We start from the raw sequence: 19850 nt of genomic DNA, 5'->3' as shown, positions 1-19850 counted from the left end.
CGTTCAGTGCTGGACGATGGGCGCGGAGCGGCGCACGCCGATCGGGACGATCATCGGGCGGCCCGAGACCGGGTCGACGAGCACCTGGCTGTCGAGTCCGAAGACGTCGCGGAGCAGCTCGGCGGTGATGAGCTCGTCGGGCGCGCCGGAGGTGACGATGCGTCCCTCGCGCATGACGATCAGGTGATCGCTGTAGCGGACCGCCAGGTTGAGGTCGTGGAGGACCATGACGACGGTGCGCTGCAGGTCGGCGTGGAGCTTGTCCACGAGGTCGAGCACCTCGACCTGGTGAGCGAGATCGAGGTACGTGGTCGGCTCGTCGAGCAGCAGGATGTCCGTCTCCTGCGCCAGCGCCATCGAGATCCACGCCCGCTGGCGCTGCCCGCCGGAGAGCTCGTCCACGGGGCGGGCGGCGAGCTCCTGCATCCCGGTCAGCCGTAGCGCCGCGTCGACCTCGGTCTCGTCGTCGCTGGACCACTGGCGCAGCCACGACTGGTGCGGGTGACGCCCCTTGGCCACCAGGTCGGCGACGGTGAGGCCTTCGGGCGCGGTGGGCGACTGCGGCAGCATGCCGAGCACCTTCGCCACCTCACGGGTACGCATCGAGGTGATCGCCTTGCCGTCGAGCAGCACCTGCCCGGAGCGCGGCTTGAGCAGCCGCGCGACGGCCCGCAGGAAGGTCGACTTGCCGCAGCCGTTGGGGCCGATGATCGTGGTGACCTTGCCGGACGGGATCTCGGTGGTGAGACCGTCGGCGACGACCCGGTCGCCGTAGGCGAGGACCAGGTCCTCAGCGGTGATCTGGTGCTCGCTCATCGCGACAACCTCCGGTTGGTACGGATGATCAGATACATCAGGAAGGGGCCTCCGATGGCGGTGGTGACGATCCCGACCGGGAGCTCGACGGGCAGGAGCACGCGCGCGACGTAGTCGCTGCCCACCACCAGGGCGGCGCCGGTGAGCGCCGAGGCGATCAGCGGCGGCCCCGGGGTGCGGGCGATGCGGAGCGCGACCTGGGGTGCGACGAAGGCGATGAACCCGATCGGTCCAGCCGCGGTGACGCACATGGCGGCGAGCAGGACCGAGGCGATCAGCAGGACCGACTGGCTGAGCTGCACCCGTACGCCGAGCGCGCGGGCGGTGTCGTCGCCCAGCTTGAGCGCGGAGAGCTGGAAGGTCGAGGCCAGGGCGACCGTGCCGATGACCCCGACCGCGATGGCGGCGGGCGCGGCGTCGTCCCAGCCCCTGCCGTTGAGCGACCCGTTGAGCCAGACGGTCGCCTCCTGGGCGTCCCAGATCTCGCCGATGACGAGCATCCAGTTGGTCAGTGCGAGCAGGATGCCATTGACGGCCACCCCGATCAGGACCAGCCGGAAGCCCTCGATCCCCCGTCGCCAGGCGAGCAGGTAGATCACGACCCCGGTCAGCAGACCGCCCGCCATGGCCGCCGCCGGCACCCCGATGGTGGTGCCCAGGAAGGCGGCGCCGCCGAAGACGATCACCGCGACCGCCCCGGCGCTGGCGCCGGCGGTGATGCCGAGCAGGTCCGGGCTGGCCAGCGGGTTGCGGGTGATCGACTGCCAGATCGCCCCCGACATCGCGAAGCCGGCGCCCACGAGGAGGCCGACTACCGACCGCGGCAGGCGCAGGTCCCAGACGATGAAGCGCTCGGCCTCGTTGCCACCGCCGAGGATCGCCTTGGCCGTGTCGGGGACGCTGATCGGGTAGTCGCCCTGGCCGACGTTGAGGCACACCAGCAGGAAGACCAGCACGAGGAGGCCGACGTTGACCGCGACCAGGCGGGGGCGCCAGACCATCGTCACCGGCCCCCACCCGAAGCGCGGACGGCCGGGTACGAGCGTCGTCGTCACAGTGTCACCAGCTTCCGGCGGCGTACGAGAGCGATGAAGAACGGCGAGCCGACCAGAGCGAGGACGATGCCGACCTGGAGCTCGCCGGGGCGCGCGGCGACCCGGCCGAGGATGTCGCAGGTGATGAGCATGACGGCGCCGATCAGGGCGGAGCACGGCAGCAGCCACCGGTAGTCCGGCCCGGTGAACGCCCGCGCGATGTGGGGTACGGCGAGGCCGATGAACGCGATCGGCCCACAGGCCGCGGTGGCCGCGCCGGCGAGCAGGGTGATCGCGGTGATCCCCAGGGTGCGGTTCAGGGCGACGTTGGTGCCGAGGGAGCGGGCGATCTCCTCGCCGAGGCTGAGGACGTTGAGCCCGGGGGCGTTGATCATGGCGAGCACGATGCCGAGGGCGAAGAAGGGCAGCAGCGGCACCAGGATCTCGAGTCCTCTGCCGGCGACCGAGCCGACGATCCAGAAGCGGTAGGCGTCGAGGGTGGTCTGGTCGAGGAGCACCACGGCGGAGGTGATGGCCGAGAGGAAGGCCGCCACCGCAGCGCCGCCGAGGACGAGGGAGACCGGTGAGGGGCTGCCGCTCCCGGCCGCGGAGAGCCCGAAGACGGCGAGGCTGGTGATCAGCGCACCCGCGAGGGCGAACCAGATGTAGCCCACCGGGCTCGTCACGCCCAGGAACGTGATCGCCAGAACCACCGCGCACGCGGCACCGGCGCTGACGCCGAGGATTCCGGGGTCAGCGAGCGGGTTGCGGGTGTGTCCCTGGATGAGCCCGCCGGCGAGGCCGAGCGCGATGCCGGTGACGAGGCCGAGGAGGGTCCGCGGCGTACGCAGGTCGCGGACGATCAGGTCGGCCTCGGTGGGGGTCGTGTCGTACGGCGGGAGGAGACCGTGCCAGATCTCACCGAAGCTCAGCGGCCGGGAACCGACGGCGACGCTCGCCAGGACCAGGACCGACAGGAGCACCAGCAGCGCGAGCAGGCCGGTGACTCGCCGCAGACGCAGCTTCGCCGGGGTGAGGTCGACCTCGATCTCGGCGAAGCCCTCGTCCATGGCCGTGATCCGGCGCACGACCTGTCGCGGCGCGAACAGCAGGCTGCGACGTACGCCGAGCGGGCGGCCGTCGGGGCCGCGGGCGATCAGCCCGAGCCAGGTCTTGCCGGTCGAGGCGCCCCGCCGGCCCTCGGCGAACCCGCGGTTCCACACGAGGACGGCGGCCGCGACGGCGAGTGCGAAGCCGCCGAAGGCCACCCGGTCCACGGTGCCGCCGCCGTTCGCGTCGCGCAGCGAGTGCACGACCAGCACGCCGACGACCAGCGGCAGGGCCACCAGGGCGAGGTCGACGACCGCCGCGGTCGCCCGGAGGGCGATGGGAGCAGGCCCACGCGGGACCTGCACCCTGGTGTGGTCCGCGCGCGCCGTGACGGCCTCGCCCGAGGCGAGGTCACTGAGACGCACGTCGTGCCCGTCAGCCCTGCTCGAGGACCTGGGCGGCCTCGAGCTGGTCGGCGTAGCCGCTGAAGATCTTCGCGTACGCCTGGTAGCTGTAGGGCGCGGCCGGGTACCAGAGGTCCTGCTGACCGCCGGCGACGGCGGGCAGGCGCTTGAAGATGTCCTTCTTCTCGAGCTCCGCGAGACCGCCGGTGTCACGGGCGTCGACCAGGAGCAGGTCGGCGTGGTACTTGCCGATGTTCTCCAGGCTGACCGGCTCGAAGATCCCCTGCTCGTCGGGCGTCACCTTCGGGAACTTCACGCCGAGCTCGGCGAGGTAGGCGAGGTCGGGGTGCTCGGGTGCGTTCGCGAAGTAGATCTCTTCGCCGTAGCTCGACACGGCCAGCACGGTGAGGTCAGGGTTCTTCTTCACCGCTGCCTTGATCCGTGCGACGGCGTCCTCGAACTCGGCCTTGGCGTCGTCGACCTCCGGCTTCGCGCCGAGGTCCGTCGCCAGCTTGTTGAACGCCTCGATCTGCTCGGTCACCGAGAGCCCGGTCAACGGCATCCCGATGGTGGGCGCGAGCTTCTCCACCTGCTTCTCCACCTCGGCGGCGTACCAGAGCGTCTTCTTGTCGAAGGTCATGTCGATCAGCAGGTCAGGGTTCATCGCCGCGTACTCCTCGACGTTGAACTCGCCGAAGGCCTTGCCCAGGACCTTCGTCTGGGAGACGTCGAGGTTGCCGATGAGGTAGTTCTCCGTATCGGGCAGGTCGCCGTACACGCCGTCGACCTCGAGGCCGTTGTCCCACAGCGCCGCGGCGGCGCTGGCCTGGGCGACGATCGTCTCGGGCGTGCCGTCGATCTCGACTGTCTTGCCACGGGCGTCCTCGTAGACGAAGGCCGAGCCGGCACCGTCAGCGTCGTCGGAGGCTTCGGTGGAGCCGCCACAGGCGGTGAGGGTGAGGACGGCAAGGGCGGCGGCGGCCGCGAGTGGGCCCATACGGAAACGACGGTTCACGGGGGTTCCTTCAGGTTTGCGCTCGGGTCAGGTCGGCGCCGAGCCACCAACCAAAGGTTAGGGTAACCTAACGCGACCTACCGTTTGAGCGCCATCCCCTCCCCTGGGTCCCTAACCCGCATCCGGGTCGATCGGCGGCCTTCTCGCTCCCGTCGGATCCAGCCGGTCGAGGATGGTCCCGGCGATCTCGGCCAGCTGGTCCACCTGCTCGGGACTCAGCGAGTCGAAGACGTACTCGCGCACCGCGTCCACGTGGCCAGGGGCGGAGGCGACCATCTTCTTGTGGCCCGCCTCGGTGAGACGTACGTTGGTCGCGCGGCGGTCACCCGGGCAGGTGTGGCGCTCGATGAGGCCGCGGTCGACCAGGCGCTTGACCACGTTCGAGAGCCGCGGCAGCGTCGAGTTGGTGTATCCGGCCAGCTCGGTCATCCGCAGGGTCTGGTCCGGCACCTCGGAGAGCATGGCCAGCACGCCGTAGTCGAAATGGGTCAGCCCGGCATCGCGGCGCAGCTGGGAGTCGAGAGCGCCCGGGAGCAGCTCGAGCACGGCGATGAGGCGAACCCATGCCGACCGCTCCGCCGGCGACAGCCAGTTGCCCTCCACGCCAGGGAGTGTGCCGCAGAAAGTTGCGTGGAACAAACAACGGTCGCCTAGAGTTAGTTCAAGCAACAACTATTGGGCCGAATCGCAGGAGACCGCCATGACCACCGCACCCGAGAGCACGACCGCCGCCGCGGACGCCCGCCTCCCGCAGACGCATCCGTTCGCCCAGCACCTACGGACGGTCCAGGCACGCGAGGCGGCCGACCCACATCGCATTTGGACGCCCGCTGACGGGCCGCTGCCGAGCCTCTACCTGTCCCACGGCGGTGGCCCGCTGCCGCTGCAGAGCCCGGAGTGGCTCGACCCGCTGCACGCCTGGGCGCGGTCGCTGCCCCGGCCGAAGGCCATTCTCGTCATCTCCGCCCACTGGGAGTCGGCGCCGCTCTCGATCAGCGCCACCCATCCCGACGAGCTGGTCTACGACTTCGGCGGCTTCGACCCTATCTACCACTCGGTGCGCTACGACACCCCGGACGCGAGCGAGCTCGCCCGCACCACCGCGGCGCTGATGCCCGACGCCGAGACGGCCCACCAGCACACCCGCCGCGGCCTCGACCACGGCGCCTGGGTGCCGCTGAAGATCATGTACCCGGCGGCCGACATCCCGGTCGTGCAGCTCTCGCTGCCCACCGAGGATCCCGACAAGCTGCTCGCCCTCGGCGAGCGCCTCCGGCCGCTGCGCGAGGAGGGTGTGCTCGTGGTCGGCTCGGGCCACATGACCCACGGGCTGCCTTACCTCACCCGCGAGTCGATGACCGAGAACAAGCCCGCCGGCTGGTCCTCCGACTTCGACGCCTGGGCGGCCGAGGCCCTGGACCGCGGCGACGTCGCCGAGCTGGCCAGGTTCCGCACCGCGGCCCCCGGCATGCCGTACGCCCACCCGACCGTCGAGCACTTCACCCCGCTCTTCGTCACCCTGGGCGCGGCCACCGACCCGACGGCTCCGGTCACCACGACCCTGGACGGCTACGGCCTGGGCCTCTCCCGCCGCTCGTTCCAGGCGGCCTGAGGCTACCGGCGCAGCTGCACCGACAGCACCGGGGCGAGCGGCATCCGGGCGAGCAGCAACGCCTGATAGGCGTGGTAGACGTCCGGCTTGCCGTGCCAGATCACGTGCGAGGGTCGGTTGTGCTCGTCCAGCTCGTGGTGCCAGCTGCCGAGCTCGCGGTCGATCAGGTGTGCCTCGATGTACGCCTCGAACCGCAGGCGCCACTCGTCATAGCCGGCCTCGCCGGTGCGGGTGTGCAGGGCGCCGGCGGCGGCAAGCGCCTCCGCGGCCACCCAGTGCAGCCGTAGCCGGGTCACCGGCGTCCCGTCCCACGAGGTCGTGTAGACGAAGCCGGGCCCGTCATCGGAGTCGACCCAGCCGACCTCGACCGCGCGCGCGAAGAGCGCCCGCGCATCCTCGACCAGCCACGACGGCGCGTCCGGGAGCGACGCGTCCAGGTGCAGGAGCAGTCGCGACCACTCCAGCAGATGCCCGGGCGTACAGCCGTAGGGCCGGAACGGGTCGCCGGGGCGGTCGGCGTTGTAGTCCGGCAGCGGCGACCAGGAGAGGTCGAAGTGCTCGGGCAGGTCGTAGCCGTGGGCGCGGGCGACATCGTGGATCAGGTGCTCGGCGATCGCGAGCGCGCGCTGGTGCCAGGTGGCGTCGCCGGTGACGTCACCCGCGGCCAAGAACGCCTCCACGGTGTGCATGCTGGAGTTGGCGCCCCGGTAGGCCTCCCCCGAACGGAGGTCGCGCTCGAGGCTGTCGACCACTCGGCCGGAGTCGTCGAGGAAGTGCTGCTGCATCACCCCGAGCGCCTCGTCGAGCAGCGCGTCCGCACCGGGCACACCCGCCGCGACGCCGCTGCTCGCGGCCAGGATCACGAAGGCGTGGGCGTAGGCCTCCTTGAGGGTGCCGACCGGCTCGCCCTCGGCCGAGACCGAGGCGTACCAGCCACCGAGCTCGTCGTCGCGCAGGGCGCCGCACAGGGCTCGGACGCCGTGAGCGGCGAGCGCGGCGGCGTCGTCGACGTCCCCGCGCAGGTGGGCGAGGGCGAAGACATGGGTCATCCGGGCGGTGATCCAGGTGTGCACCGGCTCGGCCGGGTCCGGGCGACCCGACTCGTCCAGCCACCAGAAGCCGGCCGGCGAGGCCGCCGACGGCCGGGCGAACCCGGCCAGCCGACGGCACTCGGCGTCCGCGTCGATCATCAGACGATCATCCCTTGACCGAGCCTGCCATCAGCCCGCCCACGAAGTAGCGACCGAGCAGGATGTAGATGATCAGGGTCGGCACGGACGCGATCAGCGCGCCCGCCATGCTGGCTGAGTAGTCCTGGAGCTGACCGCTGGCCAGGAAGTTGAGCGCGATCGTCACCGGCCCGTTGCGCGAGGTGGAGAAGAAGAGCGCGAACAGGTAGTCGTTCCAGGCCGAGGTGAACTGCCACATCAGCACCACCACGAACGCCGGCGCGGAGATCGGCAGGATGATCGAGGCGTACGTCCGGAGCATGCCGGCGCCGTCGACCCGAGCGGCCTCGACGAGCTCGACCGGGACCCCCGCGTAGTAGTTGCGGAAGATCAGCGTCGTGATCGGCAGGCCGTAGACCACGTGCAGCACGATCAGGCTCGGCACGCCCGAGGGGACGCCGAGGTTGCTCATCAGCTGGACCAGCGGCACCATCACGGCCTGGTAGGGGATGAACATCCCGAACAGGATCAGCGTGAACACCACGTCGGCGCCGGGGAAGCGCCACTTCGAGAGCACGAACCCGTTCATCGAGCCGAGCACCGAGGAGATGATCGAGGCCGGGATGACCATGGCGAACGTACGTCCCAGGGCCGGCCCGAGCTGCTCCCAGGCGCGCGACCAGCCAGCCGTCTCCCAGGACTCGGGAAGCTTCCAGGCGTTGGCGGGGGTCGCGTCGCCGAGACCCTTGAAGCTGGTGACGAGCAGCACGTACGCCGGGAGCAGGACGATCAGCGCGAAGGTGATCAGCAGGACGTACTTGACGGCGCGCCAGATCCCGCGCGAACGCTCGCCCGGGATCTTGCTCGCGACGGCTGCCGGGATGGCATCGGTAGTCATCGGCGGCGCTCCTGACGGTAGGTCGAGACGAGGTAGGGAACGATCAGGATGGCCACGATCACCAGCAGGATGGTTCCGATGGCGGCCGACTTGGCGTAGTCGCCGCGGGTGAACTCGATCCACATCTGGGTGGCCGGCACCTGGGTCGTGTAGTTGGTCTGGCCCGCGATGGCCATGATCAGGTCGAAGACCTTCAGCGACATGTGGCCGATGATGATGATCGCGGAGAGGGCGACCGGGCTCAGCTGCGGGAAGATGACGTGGCGGTAGAGCTGCCACTCCGAGGCGCCGTCCATCCGGGCCGCCTCGCGCAGCTCCTCGGGAATGCCACGGAAGCCGGCCAGGAAGAGCGCCATCACGTAACCGCTGAGCTGCCAGATCGCAGGGACCGCGATCGCGAGGATGCCCCACCGCTCGTGGGTCCACCACGGGTTCTGCAGGAAGTCGAGGTGGAGGGTGTCGAAGAGCCGGTTCAGGCCGGAGGCACGGTCACCCTCGGCGTTGTTGAGCAGCCAGCGCCAGACCACACCGGAGGCGACGAACGAGACCGCCATCGGGAACAGGTAGATGGCCCGGAACAGCGACTCGCCGCGGGCCTTGCGCTCGAGCAGCCACGCCCACAGGAACCCCAGGCACAGGGTGCCGACGAGGAACGTCGCGGTGTAGAGCAGCAGGTTGCGCAGCGAGTAGATGAAGTCGTCGTCGGCGAACAGGTCGCGATAGTTGTCCAGACCGGCGAAACCCTGGGACGGCCCGATGTTGTGGCGGTCCTGCAGGGATGTGTTGATGTTGGACCCGATCAGGCCGTAGACGAAGACACCGATGACGATGACGGTCGGCAGGATCAGGAGTACGGGTGCGACCCACCCGTGGCCGCCGATGCGGCCCTTGGGCCGTCGTGGCCGCTTGACGGCGCTGGGCACCGTGGAGGACATGTGTCCGTCCTTTCACAAGGGGCGGCCGAGGGGCTACGGCAGCTGGTGCGGCCGCAACCCCTCGGACCAGATGATCTCGTCAGGCTCGGGAGAGCCCGGGGTCACTCGGGCTTGTTGTCCTCGGCGGCCTCGGCGAGGCCCTCCTGGAGCTCGGCGACGTCCTTGTTGCTGCCGAACTTGGCGACGGCGGCGGTGATGTCAGTCAGCCAGTTGACCGAGGTCGCGGCACCGTGGGCGAGCGAGGACACGATCTCGTCCTCACCCCACGACTTGATCGCGGTCTGCTGGTACTCACCGAAGTCCGCGGTGTCGGCCGTGGTGCTGGCCGGGATCGAGCCCTTCGCCTTGTTGAAGGCCACCTGGCCCTCGTCGCTGGCGATGGTGTCGAGCCAGGCCTCGGTGCCCTCGGGGTTGGGGCCGTCCACCGGCATGGTGAACGAGTCGGCCAGGAAGTCGAAGACGCCGTCGGTGCCCGGGACCGGGACCGCGGTGTAGTCGGTGCCGAGCGTCTTCTTCTGCTCCTGGAAGGCGGCCTCGGCCCAGTCGCCCATGACGTTGAACGCGGCCTCGCCGTCGATGACCAGCTGGGTCGCGTCCGGCCAGTCGAGACCCTGGCGGTCGGTGTTGGTCAGCGAGAGGAGCGTGTTGTAGTCAGCCAGAGCGTCCTTGACCTCGCTGCCGCCCCAGTCGGTCGTGCCGTCCCACAGACCGTTGTACGCCTCGGCGCCCAGATCGGCGAGGAGCACGGTCTCGAGGAGGTGGACCTGGGTCCAGTCGGTCGCGATCGAGAGCGGGATGATGCCCTTGGCCTTGATCGTCTTCAGGTCGGCGATCCACGCGTCGAGCGAGTCGTACGTCTTGTTGGCGTCGATGCCGGCCTTCTTCAGGACGGCCGGGTTGGCCCAGAGCACGTTGGCGCGGTGGATGTTCGAGGGGACGGAGTAGATGCCGCCGTCCTGGGTCAGGCGCTCGAGCAGACCCTCCGGGAACTGCTCGTTCCAGCCCTTCTCCTCGTAGAGGTCGGTGAGGTCCTCGATCTGGCCGGCGTTGATGTAGTCGGTCAGCTCGGCACCCGCGTGCGCCTGGAAGGTGGCCGGCGGCTCACCGTTCTGCAGGCGGGACTGGAGCACGTTCTTGGCGTCGCTGCCGGCACCACCGGCGACGGCGCCGTTGACGAACTTCAGGTCGGGGTTCTGCTCGTCGAACACCTTGACCAAGGCGTCGAGCCCGGCCTTCTCACTGCCCTCGGCCCACCAGGTGAAGACCTCCACCTCATCGGTGCTGCCGCTCTCGTTGTCGCTGCCGCAGGCGGAGACCGCCAGCAGGCTCAGGGCGGCCAGGCCGGCGGCCAGGGCCTTACGCGTTGCGTTCATCTTTGATCCTCCGGTTGCGCGACCGCCACGTCGGTGTGTGATCTGGGTTACTCGCGGTCGCGTGCCGGGCAAACGTACGCCTCTCTGTTCTGTCCAGTCAACGCATAACGCAGGACGTTTTCAACCTGAGATCTGTCGCAAATCGACATAATCACCTACAGTCACGCCCATGACCACTCCGGAATCGCGGCTGCGCGTCGCCAACCGTTCCCAGGTTCTGGACCTGCTGGGGCGGTCGGCGCCGGTCAGCCGCGCCGAGCTCGCCCAGCGCACCGGACTCTCCCGCAGCACCGTGTCGAGCATCGTCCAGGAGCTGCTCGCCTCCGAGCAGATCGTCGAGACCACCGGCGCAGCACTGGCCCGGGGCGGTGGGCGACCACCCTCGCTCCTCACCATCAGCGGCTCTCCCGGCACGCTCATCGGCGTCGACATCGGCCATCGCCACGTCCGGGTCGCGGTCGCCGATCTCGCCGCGAAGCCGCTCATCGACCACGAGATCCGGCTCGACGTCGACAACTCCGCGGTCGAGACCATCGACCGTGCCGCCGCCCTCGTGCGCGAGTGCCTGGCCGAGGTGGGCATCGACCCCAAGAAGGACCGCGTCCTCGGCGTCGGCATGGGGATCCCCGGCCCCGTCGACCCGCACAGCGGCATCGTCGTCTCCCCCATCCTCGGGAACTGGATGGACCTGGCCCCCGGCGAGGAGCTCGCCCGCCGCATCGGCCTGCCCGTCCAGATCGAGAACGACGCCAACCTCGGCGCGCTCGCCGAGGTCGAGTACGGCGCCGCGCGCGACGTCGACGACGTCATCTACGTCAAGGCGTCCAGCGGCATCGGCGCCGGCCTGGTCCTCGCCGGCAAGCTCTACCGCGGGATCACCGGGATCGCCGGCGAGATCGGCCATGTCCGTTTCGAGGACAACGGGCCGATCTGCCGCTGCGGGAACCGCGGCTGCCTGGAGAAGGCCTTCGGCGGGTCCCGGCTGGTCGAGCTGCTGCAGCCCGCCTACGACGAGACGCTCAGCGTCGAGCGCCTGCTCGAGCTCGCCCAGGAGGGTGACATCCGGGTCAACCGGATCCTCGACGACGCCGGCCGCGCGGTCGGCCGGGTGCTGGCCGACCTCTGCAACCACCTCAACCCGGCCCTGATCGTCGTGGGCGACACGATGCGCCAGTCGGAGTCCTTCGTGCTCGGCATCAAGGACTCGATCGACCGCTTCACCCAGCCCGACACCGCTGCCGCACTTGACGTCGTCCCCAGCGAACTCGGCGACAACGCGGGCGTCATGGGGGCTCTGGTCATCGCCGGCTCGACCACTCCGACGCCGTCGGGAACAATATGAGCGCCCGCTTACGTTGAGCACCTCGTGACTTCACTCTTCTCGCAGCTGAGCCTGGGTTCGACGACCCTCCCCAACCGCGTCCTGATGGCGCCACTGACCCGGATGCGTGCCAGCCGGCCCGGCGACGTACCCAACCCGCTGATGGCCGACTACTACCGGCAGCGCGCCTCGGCAGGGCTGATCGTGTCCGAGGGCACCCAGATCTCGCCGCAGGGCAAGGGCTACATGGACACCCCGGGCATCTACTCGGCCGAGCAGGTCGAGGGCTGGCGACACGTCACCGACACCGTCCACGAGGCCGGCGGCCGGATCGCGGCACAGCTGTGGCACACCGGCCGGGTCTCCCACGAGTCCTTCCACGACGGCGACCTCCCGGTCAGCGCCTCGGCGCTCCCCTACCGCAACCGCACGACCGTACGCGGTGAGGACGGCACCCCGACCCGGGTCAGCTGCCCCACGCCCCGCGCCCTGGAGACCTCCGAGATCGCGGGTGTGATCGACGACTACCGCCGCGCGACGCGCAACGCCCGCGAGGCCGGCTTCGACCTCGTCGAGATCCACGCCGCCCACGGCTACCTGCTCCACCAGTTCTCCAGCGCGAGCAGCAACGAGCGCACCGACTCCTACGGCGGCTCCCTCGAGAACCGTGCCCGGCTGGCGCTGGAGGTGCTGGACGCGGTCGTCGACGAGTGGGACGCCGAGCACGTCGGCATCCGGATCTCCCCGATCGGCTCGTTCAACGGCCTCGAGGACCCCGAGGGCGCTGAGATGGGCCTTTACCTGGCGACCGAGATCGGCAAGCGCGGCATCGCCTTCCTGCACCTGTCGGAGCCCGACTGGGCCGGCGGCCCGGCGCTGACCGACGACTACCGCAAGCAGCTGCGCACCGCACACCCCGGCCCGATCGTGGGCGCCGGCTCCTACACCCCCGAGAAGGCCGCCCGCCTCCTCGAGGCCGACCTGATCGACGCCGCCGCGTTCGGGCGTACGTTCATCGCCAACCCGGACCTGCCCCGGCGTCTCGAGCAGAGCCTGCCCCTCAACGAGCCCGACCTGTCGACCTTCTACGGCGGCGGCGAGGCCGGCTACACCGACTACCCCGAGTGGACCGCCTGAGTTCAACTCGCTCTCACCTGAACCCGCATGGCGGAGGACGTTCCTCTGGAATCGTTCTCCGCCATGCGGGTTCTCGCGACGTGTGCCTTGTCCCTTGCGCTGCTCGGCGGCGCGTTCACTCCGTTCTCGGCGGCCCGGGCCGCCGCGCCGCCCGCCGGTGATCCGGTGGCGCTCGTCGACCCGTTGATCGGGTCGTCGAACGGCGGCAACACCTATCCCGGAGCCGTACGCCCCTTCGGGATGCTCTCCTTCAGCCCGACCTCCACGGCGGGCGACCAGACCAACACCGCCGCGTCGAACGGCTACTCCTACGACACCACGCGGCTGCGCGGCTTCTCGCTGACCCATGTCAACGGCGCGGGCTGCCATCCCGGCGCCGCCGGGGACGTGCCGATCTTCCCGCACACCGGCGAGATGACCGGCTCGCCCACCGCGGACGTGACCGATGCGACGTACGCCTCGAACTTCAGCCACGCCGACGAGCTGGCCGAGCCGGGACGCTACCGGCTGGGCCTGGCCAACGGCGCCGAGGTCGACACCGCGGTGACCACGCGAGCCTCGGTCAGCGACCTGACCTTCCCGGCCGACAAGCCGGCCAACCTGCTCTTCCGCACCTCCAACTCGCTCAACGGCAGCGAGACGGCGGTGACGCGGATCGACGAGGCGAAGCGGACCGTCAGCGGCTCGGTGCTCACCGGCGCCTTCTGCGGCCGGCGCGGCAACGGCGGCGGGAGCAACAAGCGCTCCTACTACCGGCTCTACTTCACCGCGCAGTTCGACCGCGGCTTCTCCGGCCACGGCACCTGGGTCAACGGCGAGCTCCAGCCGGGCTCGACCGAGGCGCGGGGCGGTGAGGGCTACGAGACCGGCGCCGCCCGCCAGGGACAGGGCTCGGGCGGGTACGTCTCGTTCGACCCGAGCCGTGACCAGAGCGTGCGGATGCGGATCGGGATCTCCTACACCAGCCAGTCCGCCGCCGAGGCCAACCTCGCCGCCGAGATCGGGCGACGCGACACCGTCTCCTCCATCGCCTCGGAGGCCAAGGCCGAGTGGCGCCGGGCGCTCTCCTCGATCGAGGTCTCCGGTGGCACCGACGAGGAGCAGACCGCCTTCTACACCGGCCTCTACCACTCCTACCTGCAGCCCAACGTGATCTCCGACGTGGCCGGCACCTACTGGGGCAGCGACCAGGAGGTCCACCGGATCGAGCGCGGCCAGCAGGCGCAGTACGGCAACTTCTCCGGCTGGGACCAGTACCGCGCCCACACCCAGCTGCTCGCGCTCCTGGAGCCGCGCGTGGCCGGTGACTTCGCCCGCTCCCTGCACGCCTACTCCCGCCAGCACGGTGGGGTCTGGGACCGCTGGGTCCACCTGAGCGGCTGGACCCACGTGATGACCGGCGACCCGAGCGCGCCCACGCTGGCCGGCTTCTACGCGCTCGGGGTGCGCAACTTCGACGCTCAGGGCGCCTACGACTCGCTGGTCCGCCAGGCCACGGTGCCGCACCCCGACGGGCTGTCCAGCTACGGCTGCCCCGGGCAGTGCATCGGCCAGCGACCGAACCTGGCCGAGTATCTCGCCAAGGGGTACGCACCCCAGGACACCTGCCGATGCTGGGGCGGCGCCGCGGAGACCCTCGAGGACTCCGTCGCCGACTACGCGCTCGCCGACTGGGGCCGCCGCCTCGGCGCCTCCGCCTCCCAGACGGACTCGCTGATGGATCGGGCCGGCTGGTGGCAGCACACGTTCAACCCGGCCGCCACGCCCGAGGGCGGCTACCAGCAGGCCCGCAACGCCGACGGGAGCTGGGTCGGTGGCTTCACGCCGTCGACGCAGACCGGCTTCGCGCAAGGGAGCAGCGCGACGTACACCTGGATGGTGCCGCACGACGTCGCCCGGCTGGCGGAGGCCGTCGGTGGGCGGGAGCGTGCGATCCAGCGGCTGGACGCGTTCTTCCACAAGGCCGACGGCTCCTGGCAGTACACCGGTGGCGACGCGCTGCGCTACGACCCGACCAACGAGCCCGGCATCCACGTCCCGTGGATGTACAACGCGCTCGGCGCGCCCTGGAAGACCCAGGAGACGGTCCGCGCCATGGCCGACCTGGCCTATGGCACCGGCCCCCGCGGCCTGCCCGGCAACGACGACCTCGGCACCATGTCGGCGTGGTACGTCTTCTCCGCGATGGGCATCTACCCGCAGGACCCCGCCCGCGCCGAGATGCTGCTCTCCAGTCCCGTCTTCGAGCGGGTGGTGATCCACCGCGGCAACGGCGTCGACATCACCATCGACTCCCCCGGCGCCGGCGCCGAGAACATCTACGTCCAGTCCGTCAGCCTCGACGGAGCGTCGCGCACCCAGTCCTGGCTGCCCGAGTCGGTGATGACCCGCGGCGGCACCGTCCGCATCGACGTCGGCTCCGAGCCGAACCGCGAATGGGGCACCGCCGAGGCAGACCGCCCGATCTACCACACCGACTGAACACTTGATACGAATGCATAATGCACTCATAATGAGTGCATGGCCTACCTGCAGATCCGCGACATCCCAGATGACGTACGCGACGTCCTGGCCCAGCGCGCGAAGGACCGCGGCCAGTCGCTGAACTCCTACCTGCGTGACGTGGTCCTCCGGGAGGCTTCCTTCGCCAACAACCAGGCCCTGATCGACCGTGTGGTCGCCAGCAGGGGCGATTCGAAGTTCACGACCGAGGATGTGCTCGCCGCCCGCGACACCGCGCGCGGCGAGCGCACCGAGGGCGCTGCGTGATCGTCCCCGATGCCTCCGCGGTCGCACTCCTCTTCGCGGACCCCGGCACCGACCCGCGGGTGAACGCGGCGACCAAGATCCTCGCCGAGGACCCCGAATGGGTCGTTCCGGAGGTCTGGCGCACCGAGGTGCTCAGCGTCTTTCGCGGACTCCTCCTGGGCGGCAAGCTCACCGACCAGGACGCTGACCGAGCGCTGCACTGGCTCCAGGCGATCACGGTGATCACCGCACCCACCGGCCCGTGCCTGCCCCGGATGTGGGAGCTGCGCAGCAACCTGTCGACCTACGACGCCGGCTACGTAGCGGTCGCCGAGTCCCACGACCTCACCCTCGTCACCGCCGACGTACGTATCGCCAAGGCCGGCGTTGCGCGCTGCCCCGTGAGAACGATCAACTGACCCGCGTCAGCGTCCGTGTTGGCTTCGACACGCTCGCTGGCGCTCACGGCTCAACCAACGACATCTCCGCGCCCCGCATCTGCGAAGATGCGGGGCGTGAGCACTTCGACCCCGGAACGTACCAACGCTCTTGACCGGTTCTTCCAGATCAGTGCCCGCGGCTCGACCGTCGGGCGCGAGGTCCGCGGTGGCGTGGTCACGTTCTTCACGATGGCCTACATCGTCGCGCTGAACCCGCTGATCCTCGGGTTCGCGGAGGACGTCAACGGTGACCTCCTCGGCGGCAACGGCGGCGACAACCTGGCCGCGATCGCGGCGGGTACGGCGCTGGTGGCGGGCGTGATGACGATCCTGATGGGCGTCGTGGCCAACTACCCGCTGGCGCTGGCGACCGGGCTCGGGCTCAACGCGTTCGTGGCTTTCTCGATCGCGAGCCAGATGACCTGGGCCGACGCGATGGGCCTGGTGGTGATCGAGGGTCTGGTGATCCTCGTACTGGTGCTGACCGGGTTCCGCGAGGCCGTCTTCCACGCCGTGCCGCGCGAGCTCAAGACCGCGATCTCGGTCGGCATCGGTCTGTTCATCGCTTTGATCGCCTTCGTCGATGCCGGGGTCGTGCGCCGCATCCCCGACGCCGCGAACACGACCGTTCCGGTGCAGCTGGGTCCGACGGGGCAGCTCGCGGGCTGGCCGGTGCTGGTCTTCGTGATCGGCCTGGCCCTGGTGATCACGCTGTGGGTGCGCAAGGTACGCGGCGCGATCCTGATCTCGATCGCGGCGACCACGGTGCTCGCGATCGTCGTCGAGGCGATCGCCGGGATCGGTAAGGGCAGCGCAGAGAACCCGACCGGCTGGGCGCTCAACGTGCCGGCCTTCCCGGACAGGATCGTCGACTGGCCCTCGTTCGCGACGCTGGGCGAGTTCAACCTGCTCGGCTCCTTCGAGAACGTCGGCATCGTGACCGCGGTGCTGCTGGTCTTCACGCTGATGCTCGCCGACTTCTTCGACACCATGGGCACGATGACCGCGATCGGCTCCGAGGCGGGGCTGCTGCGTGCGGACGGCACTCCGCCGCGTACGCGCTCGATCCTGGTCGTCGACTCGCTGGCGGCCGCGGCAGGTGGCGCCGGTGGCGTCTCGTCCAACACCTCCTACGTCGAGTCGGCCTCCGGCGTCGGCGAGGGCGCCCGCACCGGTCTGGCGGCGGTCGTGACCGGTGTGCTCTTCCTGCTCACCACGTTCCTCTCCCCGCTCGTCGAGATCATCCCGTCGGAGGCGGCCGTGCCCGCCCTGGTGCTGGTCGGCTTCCTGATGATGCAGCAGGTCAAGGACATCAACTGGGCCGACGTTGACATCGCCATCCCGGCGTTCCTGACGATCGCGCTGATGCCGTTCACCTACTCGATCTCGGTCGGCACCGGCGCCGGCTTCCTGGCGTTCGTGCTCATCAAGATCGTCCGCGGCAAGGCCAAGACCGTCCACCCGCTGATGTGGCTGGTCGCGGTCATGTTCGCCGTCTACTTCGCGATCCACCCGATCTCGAGCTGGATCGGCTGATGGACCCGTCCACCCCGCAGCCTCTGCGCGAGGTGGTCGCTCGCGACATCCGTCGCAAGATCATGGCCGGCGAGCTGGCTCCCGGCGACCGGCTGCGCGAGCAGGCGCTCGCCACGGAGTACGGCGTCTCCCGCGTGCCCGCGCGCGAGGCGCTGCACGTGCTGGCGCAAGAGGGATTCGTGGACACGGTCCCGCGGCGGGGCGCGACGGTGGCGTTCCCGTCAGCGCAGCGGACCCGCCAGCTCATGGTGATCCGGGAGAACCTCGAGGTGCTGGCCGCCGGCCTGGCGGCCCGGCGCCGCGGTGGCGACCAGGGCGAGGAGCTCACCGAGGTGCTCGAGCTCGGCACTCGTGCGACGGCCACCGGCGACTACGCCGCGCTACCGGAGCTGATCGCCCGGTTCCACGACGCCATCGGGATCGCCTCCGGCAACGACGAGCTCGCCAAGATGACCCGGTCGCTGCGGATGCAGGTGCGCTGGGTCTTCGAGATGCAGCTCGAGGAGCGCTCGGGCCAGTCGTGGAAGCACCACCAGGAGATCGCCGAGGCGGTCCTGGCCGGAGACCAGGAGCGGGCCGAGTCCTCGATGCGCGCCGATGTCACCCGTGACGCCGACCTCCTCGTCGACCTGCTGGTGGCTCGCGCGGAGCGCCAGCGACCCTGACCGCGGCGTAACCAGACCGGCCGTCGTCTGAAACGGGGACGAAACCGTGCGCTGTTTGTATACAAGAATGATCGAACGGTATACGGAGCCGCCCGTGCTGGTGGCCGGCAACAGCGTCACCAGGTCGTTCCCCAACGGCACCACCGCGCTCGCCGAGGCGAGCTTCGAGATCCGCGCGGGTGAGTTCGTCTCCTTCGTCGGGCCCTCGGGCTGCGGCAAGTCGACGATGCTCCGCATGGTCGCCGGCCTCGACGTGCCCACCAGCGGCAGCGTCGAGCGCGGAGAGGGCGAGATCGGCTACGTCTTCCAGGACGCGACGCTGCTGCCGTGGCGTACAGCCCTGGGCAACGTGCTCCTCCCGTTGCGGCTGGCCGGGACCAAGAAGGCCGAGGCCGAGGAGCGGGCACGCGCGGCGCTCGAGGTCGTCGGGCTGACGGCGTACGCGGACCATCGGCCGGCCCAGCTCTCGGGCGGGATGCGGATGCGGGTCTCGATCGCCCGCTCGCTGGTCCAGCGGCCGGAGCTGTTCCTCTTCGACGAGCCGTTCGGAGCTCTCGACGAGATCACCCGCCAGGACCTCAACAGCCAGCTCGACACCCTGATGGCGACCGACCCGTTCACCGGGATCTTCGTGACCCACTCGGTCCCCGAGGCGGTCTTCCTCTCCGACCGGGTGCTGGTCTTCTCCTCCCAGCCGGGACGGATCGTCGCCGACCTCCGCATCGACCTGCCCCGGCCGCGACCCGAGGGGCTGCGCTTCAGCACCGAGTACGCCGACCTGTGCCGCCAGGTCTCCGACGCGCTCGCCGGCGCCCACGGCAGCACCGAGGAGGCGGCATGACCACGCTGGTCGAGACCAAGCCGGAGACCCGCGCGCTGACGACGGTCCCGTTCCTCCGCTTCGACCCCGGCCACGGCAGCCGGACCGTACGCTGGGTCGCCCCCGTCCTCACCCTGGTGGTCGTCCTCAGTGTCTGGACGCTGGTGAGCACCCAGCTCCTCTCCCCCAGCCGCCAGTTCCTGCTGCCCTCGCCCTGGGAGGTGCTCGAGGCGGGCTTCCTGGAGCAGGCCGGCCGCACCGAGATCTTCACCGCGCTGTGGTCGACCACGAAGGTCGCCCTGGTCGGTCTGCTGCTGGCGATGGCGATCGGTGTCTTCTTCGCGATCGTGATGAGCCAGGCGCGCTGGGCGGAGGCGTCGTTCTATCCGTACGCGGTGATCCTGCAGACCATCCCGATCCTGGCGATGGTGCCGCTGCTCGGGTTCTGGTTCGGCTACGAGTTCACCTCGCGGCTGGTCGTCTGCGTGCTGCACTCGCTGTTCCCGATCATCACCAACACGATGTTCGGCATCGCCTCGGTCGACGACAACCTGCACGACCAGTTCTCGCTCTTCCGCGCCTCGCGGTGGCAGCGGCTCATCCATCTGCAGCTGCCCGCGGCGCTCCCGGCCGCGCTGGCCGGCTTCCGGATCTCGGCCGGGATGGCCGTGGTCGGCTCGATCATCGCCGACTTCTTCTTCCGCCAGGGACAGCCCGGCATCGGCCGGCTGATCGACACCTACCGGCAGAGCCTCGACACCGACCTGATGATGGCCGCGCTGGCCGCCTCCTCCCTGGTCGGGATCGCCCTCTTCCTTCTCTTCGGCGCCGTCCTGCGCGCCGTCGAGACCCACCGTTCACCTCGCCGCTGACCCCA

19 protein-coding genes are annotated in these 19850 nt (G+C 70.0%); 10 read left to right on the top strand and 9 right to left on the bottom strand.

The window, feature by feature from the left end:
* Positions 1-3 precede the first annotated feature (3 nt).
* From ABTX24_RS23125 to ABTX24_RS23105, 5 genes are all read right to left on the bottom strand, one after another.
* Positions 4-816 carry an ABC transporter ATP-binding protein gene (locus tag ABTX24_RS23125; RefSeq protein WP_201450985.1) on the bottom strand — a complete coding sequence of 271 codons (813 nt, stop codon included), beginning with the start codon at positions 814-816 and terminating at the stop codon, positions 4-6.
* Complete coding sequence (locus tag ABTX24_RS23120) at positions 813-1871, bottom strand: FecCD family ABC transporter permease (RefSeq protein WP_350842898.1); 1059 nt, start codon at positions 1869-1871, stop codon at positions 813-815. The genes ABTX24_RS23125 and ABTX24_RS23120 overlap by 4 nt, the downstream gene beginning before the upstream one ends.
* On the bottom strand, positions 1868-3325 hold the full coding sequence (locus tag ABTX24_RS23115; protein ID WP_350842896.1) for a FecCD family ABC transporter permease: 1458 nt from the start codon (positions 3323-3325) through the stop codon (positions 1868-1870). The genes ABTX24_RS23120 and ABTX24_RS23115 overlap by 4 nt, the downstream gene beginning before the upstream one ends.
* 10 nt (positions 3326-3335) lie before the next feature.
* Positions 3336-4319, bottom strand: coding sequence for an ABC transporter substrate-binding protein (locus tag ABTX24_RS23110; protein ID WP_350842894.1), 984 nt, complete (start codon positions 4317-4319; stop codon positions 3336-3338).
* Positions 4320-4430: 111 nt separating this feature from the next.
* Positions 4431-4922, bottom strand: a complete 492-nt coding sequence (locus ABTX24_RS23105; RefSeq protein WP_350842892.1) for a MarR family winged helix-turn-helix transcriptional regulator — start codon at positions 4920-4922, stop codon at positions 4431-4433.
* Positions 4923-5019: 97 nt separating this feature from the next.
* Between ABTX24_RS23105 and ABTX24_RS23100 the strand changes: the two genes are divergently transcribed.
* A complete protein-coding gene (locus ABTX24_RS23100) occupies positions 5020-5931 on the top strand; it encodes a dioxygenase family protein (RefSeq protein ID WP_160022240.1) in 912 nt (303 codons plus the stop codon).
* 2 nt (positions 5932-5933) lie between these two features.
* Here the strand turns inward: ABTX24_RS23100 and ABTX24_RS23095 are convergent, their stop codons facing one another.
* The 4 genes from ABTX24_RS23095 to ABTX24_RS23080 all read right to left on the bottom strand — a co-directional run bounded on the left by ABTX24_RS23095 (position 5934) and on the right by ABTX24_RS23080 (position 10306).
* Complete coding sequence (locus tag ABTX24_RS23095) at positions 5934-7121, bottom strand: AGE family epimerase/isomerase (RefSeq protein ID WP_350842890.1); 1188 nt, start codon at positions 7119-7121, stop codon at positions 5934-5936.
* A 7-nt stretch (positions 7122-7128) separates the two neighbouring features.
* Positions 7129-7998 carry a carbohydrate ABC transporter permease gene (locus ABTX24_RS23090; protein ID WP_160022236.1) on the bottom strand — a complete coding sequence of 290 codons (870 nt, stop codon included), beginning with the start codon at positions 7996-7998 and terminating at the stop codon, positions 7129-7131.
* On the bottom strand, positions 7995-8933 hold the full coding sequence (locus ABTX24_RS23085) for a carbohydrate ABC transporter permease (protein WP_160022234.1): 939 nt from the start codon (positions 8931-8933) through the stop codon (positions 7995-7997). The genes ABTX24_RS23090 and ABTX24_RS23085 overlap by 4 nt, the downstream gene beginning before the upstream one ends.
* A gap of 101 nt (positions 8934-9034) precedes the next feature.
* On the bottom strand, positions 9035-10306 hold the full coding sequence (locus ABTX24_RS23080) for an ABC transporter substrate-binding protein (RefSeq protein WP_160022232.1): 1272 nt from the start codon (positions 10304-10306) through the stop codon (positions 9035-9037).
* 169 nt (positions 10307-10475) lie between these two features.
* On the opposite strand from ABTX24_RS23080, the gene ABTX24_RS23075 reads away from it, so the two are divergent.
* From ABTX24_RS23075 to ABTX24_RS23035, 9 genes are all read left to right on the top strand, one after another.
* Complete coding sequence (locus tag ABTX24_RS23075; RefSeq protein ID WP_350842888.1) at positions 10476-11648, top strand: ROK family transcriptional regulator; 1173 nt, start codon at positions 10476-10478, stop codon at positions 11646-11648.
* Between the two features lie 24 nt (positions 11649-11672).
* On the top strand, positions 11673-12764 hold the full coding sequence (gene nemA / locus ABTX24_RS23070) for an N-ethylmaleimide reductase (RefSeq protein ID WP_350842886.1): 1092 nt from the start codon (positions 11673-11675) through the stop codon (positions 12762-12764).
* Positions 12765-12827: 63 nt separating this feature from the next.
* Complete coding sequence (locus ABTX24_RS23065) at positions 12828-15245, top strand: GH92 family glycosyl hydrolase (protein WP_350842884.1); 2418 nt, start codon at positions 12828-12830, stop codon at positions 15243-15245.
* A gap of 39 nt (positions 15246-15284) precedes the next feature.
* Positions 15285-15533: a FitA-like ribbon-helix-helix domain-containing protein gene (locus tag ABTX24_RS23060; RefSeq protein WP_141794184.1), complete on the top strand. Its 249-nt coding sequence runs from the start codon at positions 15285-15287 to the stop codon at positions 15531-15533.
* A complete protein-coding gene (locus ABTX24_RS23055) occupies positions 15530-15931 on the top strand; it encodes a type II toxin-antitoxin system VapC family toxin (protein ID WP_160022224.1) in 402 nt (133 codons plus the stop codon). The genes ABTX24_RS23060 and ABTX24_RS23055 overlap by 4 nt, the downstream gene beginning before the upstream one ends.
* A gap of 87 nt (positions 15932-16018) precedes the next feature.
* Complete coding sequence (locus ABTX24_RS23050; RefSeq protein WP_350842882.1) at positions 16019-17488, top strand: NCS2 family permease; 1470 nt, start codon at positions 16019-16021, stop codon at positions 17486-17488.
* Positions 17488-18153, top strand: coding sequence for a GntR family transcriptional regulator (locus ABTX24_RS23045; protein ID WP_350842880.1), 666 nt, complete (start codon positions 17488-17490; stop codon positions 18151-18153). Before ABTX24_RS23050 ends, ABTX24_RS23045 begins: the two co-directional genes overlap by 1 nt.
* A gap of 67 nt (positions 18154-18220) precedes the next feature.
* Positions 18221-18994: an ABC transporter ATP-binding protein gene (locus ABTX24_RS23040; protein WP_350842879.1), complete on the top strand. Its 774-nt coding sequence runs from the start codon at positions 18221-18223 to the stop codon at positions 18992-18994.
* On the top strand, positions 18991-19845 hold the full coding sequence (locus ABTX24_RS23035; protein ID WP_350842877.1) for an ABC transporter permease: 855 nt from the start codon (positions 18991-18993) through the stop codon (positions 19843-19845). Before ABTX24_RS23040 ends, ABTX24_RS23035 begins: the two co-directional genes overlap by 4 nt.
* Positions 19846-19850 lie beyond the last annotated feature (5 nt).

It is taken from the genome of Nocardioides sp. NPDC127514, assembly GCF_040302125.1.
Lineage (GTDB): Bacteria > Actinomycetota > Actinomycetes > Propionibacteriales > Nocardioidaceae > Nocardioides.
Note: the sequence above shows the minus strand (reverse complement) of the source record. Positions and strands in the feature narration are given on the sequence as shown.